Below are 18,308 nucleotides of genomic sequence, written 5' to 3' on the forward strand. Positions count from 1 at the left end.
GATCTACTGCCACAGGTACAATATCATGTCTGTGCCTCCATTATTCACCCTGCTGAAAATGGATTGCATCTGACTCTCATGCAGTTCAAGCCTGGCATGCGGGTCTGTGGAGTTCAATATTTCTGATATCGTTCTCTCTATCTCCGGCTGCATCTCCTCTTTAAGGCATGTCGAGATCATAGCACTGTTAGACTGTATCAGGCTGTTCTCGATATCATCCACTACATTCACCCCAATCATCTGGTTCGCCTCGGGAAGGGTAACGTTCAGGCCAAATACTCCATTAACTGTATGGTTGATACTGTGAATGGCCACCAGATATTCAGGGTTTGGCGTATTTCCATTCGCCGGACTTGATATGAGCGCCAGTTGCTCGCTTTTGAAACTGCTCTGCATTGAACTTAGAGAGAGCAGGTAATCCGCAGGAAAGATTACCGAAGTGATAGTCTCTGCCGCGGACATCGATGCGGTTTCAATGCTCTTGTTATATCCTTCATGCAAATGTGCTGAAGGATCAGATGAATTAACTGCATCCATAAAAGTAGTGATATTCATGGAATCAAATATCTCACTATATGAAGGTGAGGAAGCCAGCGGTAGTGATACCCTGCTCCCCTGCCTGAAGGCATCTATGGGTACAGGCTCTCCAATCTCGATATCACTGCCTGTAGTGTAACCGCTCACAGGATACCAGTGAGCTTCAAACCTGTAATGATAGCGCCCGCCGATGCGTGAATCAAGGTAATTCCTTATGGCCTCTTCCGTCATAGGGCGGTGCATCTTTGCCATGGGATTGAGAAACACCTTGCTACTATTTTCACTTATAGCCAATCCAAGGATAAGGTCCTCGGCAACAAGGTCTGCAAATGTGCGATGTCTCTGCTGCCTCCCATACAAAGTCTCTTCGGCGTCCCTTAACATGGATCCGGGAGGAAGGGAAATGTTGAGGCCGGCAAGTTCTCCGGGTTTGTAAATATACTCCACTTCCCCGCTCCTGCTGTTAAGCATAGAGCTTAGAAGCAGTGTGTCAGTGTCCTGCTGGGACACATAGCCTGCAGACAGGTACTGATATTCGGCCATGATAGCTGGCATGAGTATTATCGCAGACATGGATACAAGTGTAAGGAACAAAAGTGAGTCCAGGTTTGAAGAGAATGCATTTTCATTATCAGCGAGCGCTTTTTTTGTTACTTTTACCATCTGTTCTGCTCTCCCTTGATTCACTCTATATCCATTTGTTCTTTCTCAACCTGACAGTCACCGTTCCGGGAACGCAACGGGCATTGTTACCGAGCTCGATCACAACAGGTACGGAGGCGGCAATGATATCTCCGTCATGGGAGGACGCTTCATACCTGTCTATTATCCAGGCATGGCTTCCGTCATCTGTGCGTACATCTACAAAGAAGTCGGCATTTGATGAGAACCTCTGAAAGAAGTCACTATGCATTTCCCTGTCTGCAGCAGGCATGGTAATGGAATCCAAGGCATAGGCTGATATCAGATCCTGACGGCTTCCCTGAATGGCAGGATAACCGACAACATCATTTGCTATCAGGGCCGCTTGACGATAGTTTTCCAAGGATAGGGAATTATCATCATATGTAAGGTATGTTTTTGATAGTATTGCGGCGAAGATGACAAAACCTATCACGATCATAGCAGTTGATATAATGTCGTTGTGCGGTTCCATGAATGCTTTTTCATCACTGATGAACAAGGATGTACTCAAGTTCTTTAACCTCAGTTCCGTTTAAATTATGAATGTATATCAAGGTCTTTTCAATGTGAACTTCCATACTTGTATTTAAATTTTCTTCTTTTGTTCCGAGAGCTGCAAGAAACTCGGTGACGGCTGTGTATCCATAGAATGCCGGTATTGGCTGGCTGATATTGCCGTTTGCTGAAAAAGCACCCATAAGCTCCCCGCGGACCTCATCTTCCGAAAGTGGCAGGGTTTTGTACATTAGAGGCTTTACTGAACCGTATCTTCTTCCGTTCTCCTCAAAGGACACGCTCACGTACTCTCCCGATACCGAAGCGTTGATCCCTGAACCGAAATTGCCATATTTATTGTATGCATCAAAAAAGTAGATATTTCCACCAGCAGTCTCATAGCTGCTTTTCCCTGCACTGTTAATAGCAGAGCAGAAATCCTGTGCAATTAAATCAAGCTGACGATCATGATTCATGCGCCCGGCATCTGCAGCCAGATGATAGAGAGCTGCCAGTATAATGATGCTCACAAAAATAAGGGCGACCTTTGAAAGGAGCAGATCTATCCAGGCCCTGTCGTCTGCAATAAAGTGAAAAAGATATTTACGAGGAGTACTTTTTTGCAGACATAGCTTAATTTTCATATACTTTCACGAAAATTCTATTGTAAGAAGTCCTTTTAACACTTTCCAGTGTTATCCTGTGCTGCCCGGGACCAAGTACCATTGTTCCGTTAAGACCTCCGTTTGAATAAGAGGCAGTGGATTCTCCTGTTATCTGCCTGCTGCCTGCCCTGATGTAATGGTTACGTGCATCCTCAGGCCATTTATTTTCATGACCTGGTAAGCCTCCCAGGACAAGTGTGACCTTCGCAGGAATATTGATATCAATTGTGACTCTGCTCCCCTCTCCCTGAGCCGACATCATTTTTGCATTCGAGTCTATCCGGGAAAGAACTGCTCCTGCCTCCCGGATACGTTCATTCTCCAGCATAGCGGATATGGCTGAAGCGCAGAGCAATACCACTATCATGAGTACAATTGATGCGACTGTGAACCTCATGGGCAGGGCATCTGCAGCCCTTTCATCACTTAATATGTTCTTGTGCCGCAGAGTCATTTTTAGAACCCTGGTTACCGAGCCTGAGGATGACTTCCTCGATCGTGAGAAGTTCCTGTTCTCCGCTGTGCATGTCCTTTAGCATAACCTTGCCTGCGCTGACCTCCTTTTCACCTATGATTATGGCGTGTCCTGCCTCGAGGTAGTTGGCATAGGATAGCTGGGATTTGAAGTTACGCTTCATCAGATCTACATGGACCGGCATGTAAGGGCGAAGTTGCACGGCAATCTTTACAGCATCAAGTCTTGTGGCTTCCATCGCGATGATGACTACTGGCTTTGCTTCCTCCGGCTCGATTGTGCACACTTCCATTATCCTGTCAAAGCCCAGTCCAAAGCCCGTGGAGGGAACGTCTCCGCCCCCGAAGAGCTTGATGAGCTGGTAGGACCCGCCTCCGCATACCTGCTTCTGGGCGCCTAGCCCCTCTGCGTATATCTCAAAAACAGTGCCTGTGTAGTAGTCCAACCCTCTGGCAATCCCAAAGTCTATTGTGTACTCAACCCCATAGGTATCCAATAATGTGAGAAGTTCCTGGTAAGCCGCGAGTTCCGGTATGTCGCCAACAAGCATCCGCGCCCTTTGGATGGCATCGCTGCCTGTAAGAGTGATAAGTTCGACCAGCTTCATGTGCAGGTCTGCAGGTGCACTGATCTCCGCAAGGTAGTCTTCAAGTCCCTGTTGCTCTTTTTTATCCACAAGCCTCATTATCCTGCTTTGCTGCTCTGTCTCAAGGACGCTGAGCAGATGTCTGATAACTCCCAGATGGTTTACATGCAGGTCTCCCCGGATGCCCACTGACTTAAGCATCTCACTGGCCAGAGCAATGACCTCCGCATCGGCGTCTGCCTTGTCACTTCCAATAAGCTCTACCCCGAACTGCCAGAATTCCCTGAAGCGTCCCTTCTGCGGACGCTCGTACCTGAAGCAATTCTCAAAATAGAACAACTTGAGGGGCCTTTGGCGGGCCTGCATCTCGTTAACGTACATCCTCATCACAGGTGCCGTGAGTTCCGGACGCAGGGTCATCTCTCTCTCCCCCTTGTCGGTAAAATTGTACAGTTCTCCGACTATGCCTTCTCCCGATTTCAATGTGAACAGCTCAAGTGACTCGAATGTGGGGGTGATTACTTCCTGGAATCCCCAGTTTCCGACCACCTTACGTAAGATGTTCTCTACGTTCCTTCTGCACCTGGTGTCCTCCGGGAGGAAGTCCCTGGTCCCTCGTGGTCTGCTAATTGTCATTTTTGATCAACCTGATAAAACTGAATGTGGCTACAATACTTTTCATGTTTTGTTCGGATACTATAAGGGTAGCCTATTTTAGATTTTCGATTATAACTTCTAAATATCCCTTAAAGATATCAAATTGGCTCATTAAATCCCGACTCTAACTTAATGTCATCCCATATCTTTCAAAATCCGTTTTCATCTGTGTGAATCCGTGTCTTGAGCAGACTATTATCCGATACATGGATTTATATGCGCTTCCAGTGCCAGTAGTATTCAGAGATACTGTCATTAATAAAGAACGAAGATTTGCAGACCTAGATTTCGATTTGTTAGATTTATCCTTTAATGGTTTGTATTAATCTCTATCGTTCCAAATCACAAACATTAAATACTTCACCAATGTACTAAAATATACATTAATGGATTTATTCCTGCTAACAAGGTGTCATCATGGATCACACAAAAATACTACTTGACGAAAACGATATGCCCAAGCAATGGTATAACATCCTTGCCGATCTGCCTGTAGAACCGCCTCTGAATCCTGCAACCAAGGAGCCAATGAACCCGAAGGACCTTGAACCCATATTTGCAAAAGAGCTCATCAAACAGGAAATGAGCTCCGAGAGATATATCACTATCCCGGAAGAGATTCGCGAGATATACAAATTGTGGAGGCCTTCACCACTATACAGGGCACACAGGCTTGAGAAAATACTTGGAACTCCTGCAAAGATATACTACAAGAACGAAGGCGTAAGCCCCGCAGGAAGCCACAAGCCAAATACTGCTATAGCGCAGGCATATTACAATATGAAAGAGGGTACCGAAAGGATCAGTACTGAGACCGGTGCCGGACAGTGGGGCAGCGCCCTGTCGCTCTCATGCAACTATTTCGACATCGAATGTAAGGTTTACATGGTGCGCTCCAGTTTCTACCAGAAACCATACAGAAAATCCCTCATCAATCTATGGGGAGCAACAGTCGTACCATCACCCAGCCCGGACACACAATTTGGAAGGAAGGTGCTGGAGATGTATCCGGACACAACCGGCAGTCTGGGCATAGCCATCAGTGAGGCTATCGAGGACGCAGCTCTCAATGACAATACTAAATATGCGCTTGGAAGCGTCCTGAACCATACATGTCTCCACCAGACAGTAGTGGGCCTGGAGACCCAGAAGCAGTTCGAACTGACCGAAGACTATCCGGACATCGTCATCGGGTGCTGTGGAGGAGGAAGCAACCTGGCTGGTGTGAGTCTGCCCTACATCAGGGACAACATCGAAGGCAAGGCCGACACAAGGATCATAGCCGTCGAGCCATCAGCATGCCCAACTCTCACGGAAGGCAAATTTGAGTACGACTTCGGTGATATGGCACAGATGACACCACTGCTCAAGATGTTCACACTGGGATCCGGTTTCATACCACCTGCCATCCACGCAGGCGGCCTGAGATACCACGGCGCTTCCCCTATAGTCAGCAAACTTGTGGCTGATAAATACATGGAAGCCAGATCCTATCATCAGATAGAGGTATTCGACGCAGCTGTGACATTTGCACGCAGCGAGGGAATTGCCCCCGCTCCCGAGTCTTCACATGCCATCAAAGCAGCTGTGGATGAAGCTATCAAATGCAAGCAGACCGGCGAGGAGAAGACCATCCTCTTCAATCTCAGCGGCCATGGTCACTTTGACATGGGCTCGTACGATAAGTATTTCTCAGGCGAGCTTACCAACGAGTAAGATCAGAATACAAAAAAAGCATAAGGGATGCATGGCTTTAAGTTTGCCATGTTTCCTTCCTTTTTTCTTATTGGCGCAATTTCCTTCAGGCCGGGTGGAACTTATCCCTGTATTTTTTATAGGATATAATGAATTCCGCATGCGGCCAGATGAGCGGGATGGTGACATACGCGAGCCCGTCCTCCCATTTAGGATGCGCCCTTATGTCTTCTATCAGCTTCACTTTACTATCCCTAAGGATCTTGCCGTTAGTGTAATCCTCAAGCCAGAGCTCAAACCTCTCTATCGTGGAGATATGTTCCGGAAGTGTGTATTCATGCGCCATGTCAACCACCCAGTCCAGGTAAAGTTCCGCCATGTCCTGGTTGTTTGTTTCTGTATGATGGTTGGCAAGCTGGCATGTGAAATGACACCAAGGTCCGTAGCCACCGTTGTTGCGTCCCCAGTACTCAGGATACCTGTTGAGGCCGCCAATCTCCTTATCCCACAGTTCCTGGTGTATCCTTCTGGATGTAGACATTACCTTGATGTCATAATCGCTTATTAATTCAAAATAGGCGGGAGCATACTCCACAGCATCGATGTCGTGGACGAGAGAGGCAAATGGATCATATCCAATGGGCTTGCTGTTCTTGTCCTTCACACGGATGCATTTGACAAAGGATCTTCTTCTGGGACTATAAAGTCTTGTGAGGATTGCTTTTTTGATTATGTCAGCCTGCTCCTCCCAACCGGACACATCTTTACCGAGTGCTTTTCCCATGTCTACAGCAGCATATATGCCAGCGCAGCAGGCGCAATTAGCGTATATCTCAAAGCCGTGCTCATAAGCAGGATACTCATGGATGCTATTGATAGTGTGGATCAGATTTACTTCTTCGTTTTTGTTCATCAGTATGAACTGGACTGCCTTTTCAATGATTTCCCAATATTTGGATATGAATAGCTTGTCAGCCATCTCCTCATAAAAAGAGCCGCCAGTAGCCTTGAAATACTTTCCAAGCACAAAGAGTACAAGTCCGTTGCCATCTATTTGCAACTCCTTATAACTAGCGTCATTGCCATCGACATCGTATCTCTGCGAGAATTCACCCATCGGTTTTTGTGAGTTGAGCATGAACTCCAGACCTTTGCGGGCTTCATTCATCAGTCCCGCTTCCACAGCACCATAAATACATATGGAGTGATCCCTGGGATAGATGAAAGGGTAGCGTGTGCCGGGAGGGCTGGCATAGAAGCCTCCGTTCTCATGCTGATTCATTTTGAGTATTCTGACGCTGTTCTCGTACAGTCTTTCTGCTTCTATCAGGTTCAAATGATTCACTCCTTTTCGGGATGCTCGATCACATAGACAAAGAACGCTTTGTCAAGTATCTCTGTTACATCTTTCTTTGTTAACCCGGACCTTTCAATGGCTTCCTCATTATAATGTCTTATATCACCAAGCGGCGATTTAGAACCGAGATTATGATACCTGGTGCCTGCAAGTTCAGCCCTTTTCTGGTTATAGCTGTGTTGCAGGACATCCAGAACATGTGACATAGCAGGATATTCCCAGGGAGTATCAGATTCTCTCTTGAGCTTTGACATGGTGTTAATGATCGCCTCGAACTGTGGAGGACTTTCATCATACATCTCTGAGAACTCGACGATCTCGTTGCCAAAAGGGCATATAGGCAAATAAACAATATCACTGTCCATCCGCGCACCCTCAAATCCCGGACCCTCTATTTGCGCAAGTTCCTCACCTATGGATCGCATCCAGGATATTGTTTCCAACGGTCCTGCCATGTCCACCATTTTTGTTATCCCTACCAGAAATGCTCTGGGAAGCATATTTTCAAGCCTTATCATCTCATCTACCCCTTCCTTCCCAATGTAACCCGGAATTTTGCAGTTGCTTCATGCCGGATACATAACCAGTTATTAGAGATTATATCCTTATCATTAATACAATATTCGTATTTAGTGAATGACTCCTTAGAATCTACTCTGATGAATGCGTTTCCGCTCTGTCCTGATCAACGATCAGATTCCCGGATATCTTCCAGAATATCCATTATCGCTTTATTCCATCCCACTGGCCCGATTCCTTCAACCCTGTTAATTCCTGGATCGTCTATCTTTGGGTCATGTTTACCACCGTGCTTCTGTACCAGGACAGGCATGTCAACCGCGTGCAGCATGGGGAGGTCATTCAGGCTATCTCCCAGTCCTACAGTCTGAATCTCTCCGTAATCTTTCCTGTAAAGGCGGGTGAGGATATTCACAGCCTTTCCTTTGTCATTGTCTCCCAGGATATGCCAGTACCTGCCTCCCCTTGTGTAGTTGAGGCCACGTGCCGCTATAAGTTCTGCCAGCTTTACGGCTTCTTTCTCATCTCCTTCCAGTTTGAAAGCCTCATCATATTCACGCATCTTTGCAAGGGTTGCTGACTCAATATCAAGCCCTGTATCCTCGCTTACTTCTCTTGCATCCATGTCCCCGAATCCTGTCACATGTATTCCATCATGACTTCTGATGCCTGTAAGAACATTCCTGAGTGTGTCGTAGGCTGTCCCAAGCTCTATAACATCATAAGATCCCTCTGTCCTTGAAACCGGATGATCTGCCTCGAAATATCCCATGGGAATAAATATGCCTCCACCATTCTCGGAGATGAATGGATGGGAAGACTCCAGTTCCCTTACATACACCTCTATTTCGGCACGGGTCTTGCTGGTGCAGAATATGAGCGGTATGTTCCTCTGTTTTAGCTCGTCGATAGCAGGTTTTGCGGCTTCATAAGAGTATGTGTCATGGTCTATCAAAGTCCCGTCAAGATCAGTGAAAACTATGTATTTCATTCATTCCTCTCCAAATCCCTTACATAACCTTATTTTATTTATCTCATATAATCATATTCAACAAAAGCATGCTGCAAAAGAATAATCTACTCCTTCAATCCAGTATTCTTATGACTCTGTATTGCTTTTATCTGCATGGACGAGCAGTTTCCCGAGGGTAATTTTATTAGATATCATCTCTTTTTACATGATAATATGGAAATAAAATCCCTTGAACTTCCGGCAGAGGTACAGAAGTTCTATCTCGATTCGGGAATAGAAAAGTTATATCCTCCTCAGGCAGAAGCTATTAAAAAGGGGCTGCTCTCCGGGAAGAATGTTCTTGCAGCGATTCCTACTGCATCGGGAAAGACGCTGCTGGCCGAGCTTGCCATGCTCACATCCATAAGCAGAGGAGGCAAGGCTCTGTACATAGTTCCCCTGAGAGCCCTGGCAAGTGAGAAGTTCGATCGCTTCAGGGAATTCTCCTCGATTACCCTGAAGGAAGGGGGCATAAAGGTAGGCATCTCCACAGGGGATTTTGAATCAAGGGATGAGTGGCTGGGCTCCAATGACATCATTGTAGCAACTTCTGAGAAGACCGACTCCCTGCTGCGCAATGGAACCTCATGGATGGAGGATATTACCACAATAGTAGTGGATGAGGTGCACCTGCTTGATTCTGCCAACCGCGGCCCCACGCTGGAAGTTACCCTGACCAAGCTTATGAAACTCAACCCGGGCTGCCAGATAATTGCACTATCTGCAACCGTGGGCAATGCATACGAAGTCGCTAACTGGCTCAAGGCTGAACTTGTGCTCAGTGAGTGGAGGCCGACAGACCTGATGGAGGGTGTTTTCTATGGTGGCAACATCAATTTCAGGGGCTCGCAAAAACTGGTGCCTGATGCTTCAGGGGACGATGCCATCAACCTGGTCATCGACACTCTTGAGAGTGGGGGGCAATGCCTGGTTTTTGAGAGCAGTCGTAAGAACAGTGTAGGTTTTGCACGCAGGGCGGGTGCGAAAGTATCAGGACTGCTTGACAGGAAGACTCGGGCTGCACTTGACGGGATTGTCGAGCAGGTTATCGAGACAGGGGAATCGGAAGCTTCAAAGGTGCTGGCCCAGTGCATAAGGAGTGGCACGGCTTTTCACCATGCCGGCCTCAATTCCGCGCACCGCAAGCTTGTGGAAGATGGTTTTCGTGCGAACCTGATCAAAATGGTTGCCAGCACTCCCACACTTGCCGCAGGGCTGAATCTTCCCGCAAGACGGGTGATAGTCAGGAGCTACAAGCGCTACGACCCGAATTTTGGCATGCAGCCCATTCCGGTCCTTGAATACAAGCAGATGGCAGGCCGCGCAGGCAGGCCGCAGCTTGATCCTTATGGTGAGGCTGTGCTTATTGCCAAATCCTATAATGAGATGGAACTGCTTTTTGAGAACTATATTGAAGCAAGTGCAGAAGACATATGGTCCAAGCTCGGTACAGAGAATGCGCTGAGGACACATATCTTGTCCACTATCGTCAACGGCTTTGCAGGTACCCGTGATGGTTTGATGGAGTTCATTGAAGCTACGTTCTTTGCTCACCAGAACGACACCTGGGGTATAGTTTCAGTGGTGGATGAGTGCCTGGATTTCCTTAAGCATCATAAGATGCTGGAGGGTGAAACTCATCTGGCAGCGACGCCTCTGGGAAAACTTGTCTCTATGCTCTATATCGATCCTCTCTCGGCGGCTGTCATCATTGAAGGGCTGCGTAAAGCCACAAATGTGACCGAACTGACACTGGTGCATCTCATATGCAAGGCCCCTGATATGCGCCAGCTCTACTTGAGGGCAGGTGATTATGAGTTGATTAACGACTTTGTGCTTTCCCATATAGAGGAATTCAGTGAGGTACCACACCCTTCCAAGGCCACTGATTATGAATGGTTCCTCGGGGAAGTGAAAACTGCACTTCTGATACTGGACTGGATCAATGAGCGGTCCATGGATGACATAAGCAAGGTATTTAATGTAGGTGATGGTGACATCCATTCATTTGCAGACCTTGCCGAGTGGCTCATGCACTCTGCGTCAAGACTGGCAAGGGTGACAGGTCACAGTAGCGCAGATATGGCGATTACCATCGAAAAGAGGATACACTACGGTGCGCGCCAGGAGCTTATGGAACTTGTGGGAATACGTGGCATAGGGCGTGTGCGTGCGCGCAAGCTATATGACAGTGGTCTTAGAAATATTGAAGATCTAAGGAACGCCGATCCGGTTGTTCTTGGAGGCCTGTTGGGTCCAAAGACCACAGAGAAGCTGCTTCAGGAGATTGGCTCCAGGCCGGGTATCCGCCCCGGGAGCGGTACTACGGGAAATCCGAACTCGCGGACAATGGATTCGATGCTCGGGAATGAGCAGAGTACATTCAGTGATTTTGATAAATAGTGTCTTTTGAAGAATCCATATATTATGACAATGTATATATTATGACAATCTATTCCTTTCAAAAATGCAAATGCCGATCTAACAGGAAATCATCATGCTTTATAAAAAATTATCTGAAGTGAACAGTGAGGAAATGGACAGACTCATAAACCGCGGAGGCGAGCTTGCAGATGTGAGGGAAACTGTCGCATCAATACTGGAGGATGTGAAACACAAGGGTGATGAAGCCCTTCGCATGTACACCCGGAAGTTTGACGGTGCTGATGTGGATATTCTTGAAGTGTCCGCCGAAGAGATTGATGAGGCCATGAGAAATGTCGATCCGTCCTTGCTCAGGCACCTTGAGTTTGCCGCCGGCAATATCAGGAAGTTCCACGAGGCCCAGATGCCGGAAAGAATATGGTTCATGGAACTATCTCCCGGTATAGAACTCGGCCAGAAGTTCACTCCACTGGAAAGCGTGGGTGCATACGTGCCAGGCGGGCGGGCTTCCTATCCCTCCACGGCCCTTATGACCATCATCCCTGCCAAGGTCGCAGGCGTGAAGAGTGTGGTGATGTGCACACCCCCGGGAGCTGATGGCAGGATCAATCCCCTGACCCTTGCGGCAGCCAGGATTGCAGGTGCTGATCATGTGTACAAGGTGGGTGGCGTGCAGGCCATAGGAGCTATGGCATATGGGACCGAAACGGTTTGCAGTGTAAGCAAGATAGTCGGCCCAGGCAATGTTTATGTGACTGCTGCGAAGATGCAGGTAAGAGATAAGGCTGAGATCGATTTCCCCGCAGGACCAAGTGAGGTCCTTATTATAGCTGACGACTCGGCGGACGCGCGCATGGCCGCTTCGGATATCATCGCCCAGGCTGAGCATGACCCAAATGCAGTTTCCGTTCTGGTGACAACTTCGGCGCAACTTGCTCAATATGTATATAAAGAAGTACTGGAACAAGCCGCAAGGACCACGAGGTCGGAAATAGTGGAAAATTCCCTGGAAAATGCTGCAATTCTCCTGGCTGAGTCTCTTGATGAATGCATCCGTTTTTCGAACGATTTTGCGCCTGAACACCTGGAGATAATGGTTTATGAGCCGGATTCTGTACTTGAGACGATAGAGAACGCAGGTTCCATATTCGTGGGCAATTATGCTCCGGTACCTGTGGGCGACTACGCATCGGGCACCAATCACGTATTGCCGACAGCAGGTTATGCGAAAATATACTCCGGGCTCAACATCACTCATTTCATGAAATGTGCAAGCATACAGAAAATCAGTAAGCAAGGACTTGAAACTCTCAAGGATGCAGTAATCTCGATAGCTGAAAAAGAAGGTCTTACTGGTCATGCAGATTCTATAAGAACTCGGTTCAGTAACTAACAATCTTTTTTTTTTACGTCATAAATCGATAATTATTTAATAGGTGAGCACATACGTTAATTTAGCAAGTCTATTAATTTAAGGCTTAATGTGAGGGAGTTCCATGAAGATCAGAGTTGTAAGTTCGCGAGAGGAGATACCAGAACTGAATACAAATGAAAAGGTAATCCATCTAGCTTTCAGACCATCTAACAAAGACATATTTTCCCTGGTGCAGACCTGCCCGAAAGTAGAAGTGATACAGATACCGAGCTCATACAGGCGCACGGTTTCCAAATCAATTGAGATGTTTCTGGAAATGCAGAATATCAAACTCATTGAAGGGGACGTATGGGGTCACCGGAAGGATATCAATGAATACTACAGCGTCTCTCCGGCGCTGCTTGACAAGGTGAAGGATCTCAAATCCGAAGGTATGTCCGATGAAGAGATTGTGAACAAGCTTGAACGCGAGGGTAAACTGAATCGCGACATGCTATTCTATATCCTGAGCAAAAAGTAACCCCTGTATTGCAATGGGTGGGATATCAACGGATATTGCACACATATTATTTTCTACTTTTTTTGTATAGGTTTCAGCTTCTTTTTACCTGAGATCACTGAGGTCTGCCTGTGCTGCCTCCATTAACTGTTCCCTGAGATCCGGTATTGCAGACAGGGCGCGTGCCCAGTCGGGAAGGAGAACACTTGAAGGATTTTTCAGGTATTGTATGCCGGCATTCATCAGCACTTCAGCAAAAGTTTCTACGTGCCGCTCTTCCAGATGCCTGCTGTATTCAAGCCCGTTACAGACCGCATCCGCATGATACTGCCTTATCAGGTCCTGTGCCGAACGCCTGTACTTTACCTGTATACCTCTGAGGAAAGAAGTGGACACCTGAGTGCTTGTGGTCTCATTCACCACACGCAGGAATGTGGCCATAATATCGTTCACCATTTTTGATAGTCCCTCGCTGGCATCAGTGCCCAGTTCCTTATGCTTGTGATCATAAAAACCAAGGTCGGTCTGGCATACTCTTTTCAGTGATGTGTTCCTGTATATTTCAGCCAGCAGGCCAACTTCCAGTCCCCAGTCAGAAGGCACCCTGATATTAAGAGCAAGATCCCTTGTAAACGCAAATTCGCCGGAGAGCGTATATCTGAAAGCCTGCATGTATTCCAGGATATCGGACTCATACTGCACGTCCCTCATAAGGGTATCTAACAGAGGGCGTACGAAAAGCCTGTACACACGCCCATGCATGGTCCTTTTTTCAAGATTGATCCTGGCATAATAACCCTTATTGAAATAGAAGTTTAACTGGGGGTGAACTATTGGATAGAGAAGTTTTGCGACAAATTCCCTGTTGTAGTTAATAATGTCCGCGTCATGAAGTACTATTGCATACGAATGAAGGCTTGCTATACCTAATGCTATCCATGCATCCTTTCCTTTTCCTGAGAACTCACTAATGTCAAGTTCATTCTCTTTCATCTTCTCAACTACAGATGTTATGCGGTCACCATTGCACCAGACTACAATATGGTCCAATTCAAGACGCTCGAAGAAATTGACAACAGCGGTATATTTTTCCCTATCTTCTGCTGCAAGCGCAATAACAACATTGTGTATGAACGTGCATTTGTTCATTTCATCAATGATGCGAGTCAGTGGCGGGTTCTCTATTTCACTGTACAGCATCGGTAATACCACAACAGCAGGCCGGATGAAGGAGAGTTCATGAAGGTGCTGCAACATTCTGTCGGTATCGCTGTAGAAATTGTGTATGGTTGTTATCTTCTCCTGAAAAAAGTCCATCTTTGCCCACTTCCTCTTAAGATGCTAATAAATTGTAAATAATAATTACACTTTAAAGAAGATAAAATGTGCCTTTTTATCATGCATTTGACGGGAAAATGAATATATACTTAACAGATTCATTAGAATCAAAGTAAGACAGACAGGATTTCGCTAACATGACCAAAAATGGAAAAGTGTATCTGGTGGGCTCAGGGCCCGGTGACCCGGAGCTTTTGACACTAAAAGCCCGAAGGCTTATAGATTCTGCCGATGTCGTAGTCTATGATCAGCTTCCTGGAAAGATGATCCTTGATTCCATCCCTGCAGGCACGGAAAAGATAGATGCAGGAAAGCATGCAGGAGATCATACTCTCAGGCAGGATGAAATCAATGAAGTAATCATTGGAAAGGCCAGGGAAGGCAAAAATGTCGTCCGCCTTAAAGGTGGAGACCCTTACATGTTCGGGCGCGGTGGCGAAGAGGCCCAGGAACTCATCGAAGCGGGAATAGAGTTTGAGATCGTCCCGGGAATAACTTCCGCAATAGCCGTGCCTGCATACGCCGGCATACCCGTGACCCACAGAGACCACGCTTCTATGGTTACATTCATCACTGGTCACGAGGACCCCACAAAGGACGAGAGCGCTCTGGACTGGGAGACCCTTGCGAAATTCGATGGCACCATAGTTGTATTCATGGGGGTTAAGATGCTTGAGAACAATGTCAGCGAACTCATAAAGAATGGTAAGGACCCACAAACCCCGGTTGCACTTATTGAGCGAGGTACCCGCCCTGACCAGCGTGTGACCATTGGTGTTCTTGAGAACATCGCATCCATAGCAAAGGAAAAGAATGTAAAGGCACCTGCTATAACTGTCATCGGTACTGTGGTGAAGCTTCATGATGAACTCGGCGAACAAATTCTTTCGGACTGGTAACTGGAGGGTTTTCAATGGCTGAGAACACTAAAAAGCCGGTAATTGCTATCATGCGGCCTGAAAGATACATTAAGGAATCTGTAGAACTGGCCAGATCTATGGATTTTGACACGTTCACAGTGCCCATGGTAGAGATAACCGATATGAAAGACGAGTTCTTTGATGGTTTTGTGGAAAGAGTTCTCGACGGCAGGGCTGATTATGTGATTTTCACAAGTGCTAACGGGATAGATTTCACTATGAGCAAGATATCGGCGGAGTCCAGGGAAAATTTCATAGATGCACTCAACAGGACAAAGGTCATTGCCATCGGCCCTACGACCAGCAAGGCACTTGAGAAAGCAGGTGTTAAGGTTATGGGAATGCCTGGAGTTTACAGTTCCGAAGGTATTGTGGATTATCTCCGTGACTATGTGGCGGGTCGAGTAGTTGATACTGCCAGGAGCTTCTACGGCTCGGAGCATCTTGTTGAAGGCCTGCGTAGCTGCGGAGCCGTTGTAAACCAAACACAGGTATATACTTTGGAAAAGCCGGCGGGGAACGAGCAGGATAAGCTTATTGATGCGACCATCAACGGTGAGATCGCAGCTTTTGCATTCACAAGTTCTATGATGGTACATAATTTCTTTGAACATGCACGTTCAAGAGTTTCAGAGGAACAGGTGGTCAGCGCATTGAACAATGTCATTGTTGCAGCAATAGGTGGTCCCACGGCACAAACTCTTGAAGGATATGGTGTAAAAGTGTCTGTCATCCCCGATAAATTCATTTTCGAGGAAGTACTTAAGTCGATAAAGGAACGCCTTTCGTAAAGAAGGACCTTTTTCCCCCTTTTAACTTCCTTTGTACATATACGAACCACAGATGTAATATAGTATTGTCATATAGTCTGGTCAATCACGGACACAGGTCAATTTTTGTCCTTTATTCAGGAGCATTCATAATGATAGGCATTTCAAAATTGTATTGCAGGACCGTAGAGCCATCTGACGCGTTGCGTTACGGACGCGACTCGAAGAGACTTCCCTCCCATCTGCTCCAGTTTTCAAAGGACAAGAAACCGGTAGTCGTCTGGAATGTCACCCAGCGTTGTAACCTTCGTTGTGTTCACTGCTATGCTCATTCGAAGGATATTGATTATGATAATGAGCTCACCACTCAACAGGGAAAGGAACTCATAGACGATCTCGCAGAATTCGGTACTCCTGTCATACTGTTCTCCGGAGGAGAACCCCTGATGAGAAAGGACCTGCCTGAACTGGCAGCATATGCAACCTCCAGGGGCATCCGCGCTGTTATATCCACCAACGGCACCCTTATTACAGAGAAGATGGCAAAGACACTTAAAGATATAGGCCTCTCCTATGTCGGAATTTCTCTTGATGGCATGAAAGAGACTAATGATCGTTTCAGAGGTATGAATGGGGCTTTTGACAAAGCTTTGCAGGCCGTGCGCAATTGCCAGAAAGAAGATATAAAGGTGGGTTTGCGTTTTACCATCAACAAGCATAATGTACAGGATATCCCTGCCATCCTCGATCTGCTGGAAGAAGAGAACATTCCTCGCATCTGCTTCTATCATCTTGTTTACTCCGGACGTGGTTCCGGGATGAGGGATGAGGATCTCTCACTGGAAGAGACTCGGCAGACAGTGGACCTGCTGATGGACAGGACAAAGGAGCTCCATGACAAAGGCAAAATGGTGGAAGTGCTCACGGTTGACAACCACTGCGACGGTCCATACATCTATCTGCGCCTACTGAAAGAAGATCCGCAGCGTGCTGCAGAGGTACTGGAACTCCTGCAGATGAACCGGGGTAACTCCACAGGTATAGGTTTTGGATGCGTTTCATGGGACGGTTCTGTTCACCCTGACCAGTTCTGGAGGCATTACAGTTTTGGTAATGTAAAGGAGCGCAGGTTCAGTGAGATATGGAAAGATACATCTGATACCCTTATGGCAGGTCTGAAGGACCGTAAATCTCTGATAAAAGCGAATGCTGACAGATGTGCTAAATGCAAGTGGTTCGATGTGTGTAATGGAAATTTCCGTGTGCGTGCAGAAGCAGTGTTCAATAATGTATGGGCCGACGACCCGGCATGTTACCTGACGAAAGAGGAAATAGAATACAGTAACGACGTATGATATTTTTGCATCCTGTTTCCGATAGTGGTTACTGTGTTACATATGAGGCGCCATGTAACTTATGTAGACGTAAGCCAGCAGGGCTGCTGTCATAGTAAGTAAAGTCAGTTTTATTATAAGGGCCATAAGCATTATTATCGCCTTCCTGTTTTTTAGATTGATCGATAGTCACAATCTAGTGAGAACTATTCCTGCCCATATATAAAAGAGATGTGGCGAGATACTGCCACATTACGAGGCGCCTATGTTCAGACTTCGATGCAGTTCTGCCATACCCCGTGTATGTTGCAGTATTCCAGTGCACAGAAAGATTTGAAGTTATCAATGTCCTTTACATGAAATGTGGCTACCGGCTCTGTATGCACGGGTTCAAAACTCATGCGTCCAAAATTGATAGTGCGGCCTTCTTTTGTGATACCATATAATTCCACCCACTCGATGTGGTGTTCTACGGTGTTGGGATGAGGGACCTCTTTTCCAACAGTAACTCTTACAAAATCGTTCTTGTCTTTCCCATGCCCTCTGATAATATCGATTTCAGGCACATGCTTTTCCTTACCTTCTGCCTCTCTTCCCTTAAGTATGTCTCCAAAATTCATTTTTTAACCTCTTTTTATTTATCTAATATTATTCATGATATTGCAGGATGTTCATTCTTCTTCTTTTTATTCTGTAGATTTACTAAAGCCTCTTGCTCCAGAGTTTCTGTCTGTCATGAACAGGCCATTACTTGGAATTATTACATCTTCCTTATAAGTAGTGTGTAATTCATTTGACAGTATATCTGGCACATGATATTGACTTAAGTGTGAAAATAGCTGCTCCCTTATATGCACCTGCCAGCCAGGTTCGATAAAATCGTAGTCCTGAGCGCCCATAAATTAGATGGGGCATATTCGTATAAACTATTTTCGGTAAGTTATTTTTAATGCATATTCTTATTGACTGCAAATGTTGTGTACAGATTAGAACTGTTCCAGCCAT

The 18,308-nt window shown here is 46.4% G+C and carries 18 protein-coding genes; 7 read left to right on the forward strand and 11 right to left on the reverse strand.

All coding sequences use genetic code 11. The features are described from left to right. Window positions 1-3: 3 nt before the first annotated feature. Genes QZZ22_RS02875 through hisS form a run of 5 tightly spaced genes read right to left on the reverse strand, consistent with a single transcriptional unit; the run spans window position 4 to window position 4,078 of the window. The gene (locus QZZ22_RS02875; protein ID WP_292462506.1) at window positions 4-1,200 is read right to left on the reverse strand and encodes a hypothetical protein; all 1,197 of its coding nucleotides are present in this window, start codon (window positions 1,198-1,200) and stop codon (window positions 4-6) included. A 25-nt stretch (window positions 1,201-1,225) separates the two neighbouring features. Then, window positions 1,226-1,732, reverse strand: a complete 507-nt coding sequence (locus tag QZZ22_RS02880) for a hypothetical protein (protein ID WP_292462508.1) — start codon at window positions 1,730-1,732, stop codon at window positions 1,226-1,228. Next, complete coding sequence (locus QZZ22_RS02885) at window positions 1,707-2,360, reverse strand: hypothetical protein (RefSeq protein ID WP_292462511.1); 654 nt, start codon at window positions 2,358-2,360, stop codon at window positions 1,707-1,709. Before QZZ22_RS02885 ends, QZZ22_RS02880 begins: the two co-directional genes overlap by 26 nt. Beyond that, complete coding sequence (locus QZZ22_RS02890; protein WP_292462513.1) at window positions 2,350-2,835, reverse strand: hypothetical protein; 486 nt, start codon at window positions 2,833-2,835, stop codon at window positions 2,350-2,352. Before QZZ22_RS02890 ends, QZZ22_RS02885 begins: the two co-directional genes overlap by 11 nt. After that, window positions 2,804-4,078, reverse strand: coding sequence for a histidine--tRNA ligase (gene hisS / locus QZZ22_RS02895; RefSeq protein ID WP_292462515.1), 1,275 nt, complete (start codon window positions 4,076-4,078; stop codon window positions 2,804-2,806). The genes QZZ22_RS02890 and hisS overlap by 32 nt, the downstream gene beginning before the upstream one ends. Window positions 4,079-4,516: 438 nt before the next feature. Here hisS and QZZ22_RS02900 point away from each other — a divergent pair, with 438 nt between their 5' ends. Next, window positions 4,517-5,815 (forward strand): TrpB-like pyridoxal phosphate-dependent enzyme, encoded by a 1,299-nt coding sequence (locus QZZ22_RS02900; protein WP_292462519.1) that lies wholly within the window; start codon window positions 4,517-4,519, stop codon window positions 5,813-5,815. A gap of 85 nt (window positions 5,816-5,900) precedes the next feature. Here QZZ22_RS02900 and QZZ22_RS02905 read toward each other — a convergent pair whose 3' ends face one another. The 3 genes from QZZ22_RS02905 to mpgP form a co-directional block, all read right to left on the reverse strand. Next, window positions 5,901-7,130, reverse strand: coding sequence for a glycoside hydrolase family 15 protein (locus tag QZZ22_RS02905; protein ID WP_292462521.1), 1,230 nt, complete (start codon window positions 7,128-7,130; stop codon window positions 5,901-5,903). A gap of 5 nt (window positions 7,131-7,135) precedes the next feature. Next, the gene (locus tag QZZ22_RS02910) at window positions 7,136-7,669 is read right to left on the reverse strand and encodes a hypothetical protein (protein ID WP_292462524.1); all 534 of its coding nucleotides are present in this window, start codon (window positions 7,667-7,669) and stop codon (window positions 7,136-7,138) included. 167 nt (window positions 7,670-7,836) lie between these two features. After that, complete coding sequence (gene mpgP / locus QZZ22_RS02915) at window positions 7,837-8,661, reverse strand: mannosyl-3-phosphoglycerate phosphatase (RefSeq protein ID WP_292462526.1); 825 nt, start codon at window positions 8,659-8,661, stop codon at window positions 7,837-7,839. Window positions 8,662-8,856: 195 nt separating this feature from the next. On the opposite strand from mpgP, the gene QZZ22_RS02920 reads away from it, so the two are divergent. From QZZ22_RS02920 to QZZ22_RS02930, 3 genes are all read left to right on the forward strand, one after another. Beyond that, a complete protein-coding gene (locus QZZ22_RS02920) occupies window positions 8,857-11,085 on the forward strand; it encodes an ATP-dependent DNA helicase (RefSeq protein WP_292462528.1) in 2,229 nt (742 codons plus the stop codon). A gap of 94 nt (window positions 11,086-11,179) precedes the next feature. Next, the gene (gene hisD, locus QZZ22_RS02925; protein ID WP_292462530.1) at window positions 11,180-12,460 is read left to right on the forward strand and encodes a histidinol dehydrogenase; all 1,281 of its coding nucleotides are present in this window, start codon (window positions 11,180-11,182) and stop codon (window positions 12,458-12,460) included. Between the two features lie 103 nt (window positions 12,461-12,563). Further along, window positions 12,564-12,962, forward strand: a complete 399-nt coding sequence (locus QZZ22_RS02930; RefSeq protein WP_292462532.1) for a DUF1699 family protein — start codon at window positions 12,564-12,566, stop codon at window positions 12,960-12,962. An 84-nt stretch (window positions 12,963-13,046) separates the two neighbouring features. Here QZZ22_RS02930 and gpgS read toward each other — a convergent pair whose 3' ends face one another. Further along, complete coding sequence (gpgS, locus tag QZZ22_RS02935) at window positions 13,047-14,258, reverse strand: glucosyl-3-phosphoglycerate synthase (protein ID WP_292462534.1); 1,212 nt, start codon at window positions 14,256-14,258, stop codon at window positions 13,047-13,049. Between the two features lie 158 nt (window positions 14,259-14,416). Between gpgS and cobA the strand changes: the two genes are divergently transcribed. From cobA to ahbC, 3 genes are all read left to right on the forward strand, one after another. Next, a complete protein-coding gene (gene cobA, locus QZZ22_RS02940) occupies window positions 14,417-15,178 on the forward strand; it encodes a uroporphyrinogen-III C-methyltransferase (RefSeq protein WP_292462536.1) in 762 nt (253 codons plus the stop codon). A gap of 14 nt (window positions 15,179-15,192) precedes the next feature. Then, entirely contained in the window at window positions 15,193-15,990 is a 798-nt protein-coding gene (locus QZZ22_RS02945) for a uroporphyrinogen-III synthase (RefSeq protein WP_292462538.1), read from the forward strand. Between the two features lie 131 nt (window positions 15,991-16,121). Then, window positions 16,122-17,324 (forward strand): 12,18-didecarboxysiroheme deacetylase, encoded by a 1,203-nt coding sequence (gene ahbC / locus QZZ22_RS02950; RefSeq protein WP_292462540.1) that lies wholly within the window; start codon window positions 16,122-16,124, stop codon window positions 17,322-17,324. Window positions 17,325-17,572: 248 nt separating this feature from the next. Here the strand turns inward: ahbC and QZZ22_RS02955 are convergent, their stop codons facing one another. Both QZZ22_RS02955 and QZZ22_RS02960 read right to left on the reverse strand, forming a co-directional pair. Continuing rightward, window positions 17,573-17,923, reverse strand: a complete 351-nt coding sequence (locus QZZ22_RS02955; RefSeq protein WP_292462541.1) for a class II SORL domain-containing protein — start codon at window positions 17,921-17,923, stop codon at window positions 17,573-17,575. A 66-nt stretch (window positions 17,924-17,989) separates the two neighbouring features. Further along, complete coding sequence (locus QZZ22_RS02960; RefSeq protein WP_292462543.1) at window positions 17,990-18,202, reverse strand: hypothetical protein; 213 nt, start codon at window positions 18,200-18,202, stop codon at window positions 17,990-17,992. Window positions 18,203-18,308 lie beyond the last annotated feature (106 nt).

It is taken from the genome of Methanolobus sp. (genome assembly GCF_016278365.1).
In the GTDB taxonomy this organism is placed as follows: Archaea; Halobacteriota; Methanosarcinia; order Methanosarcinales; family Methanosarcinaceae; genus Methanolobus.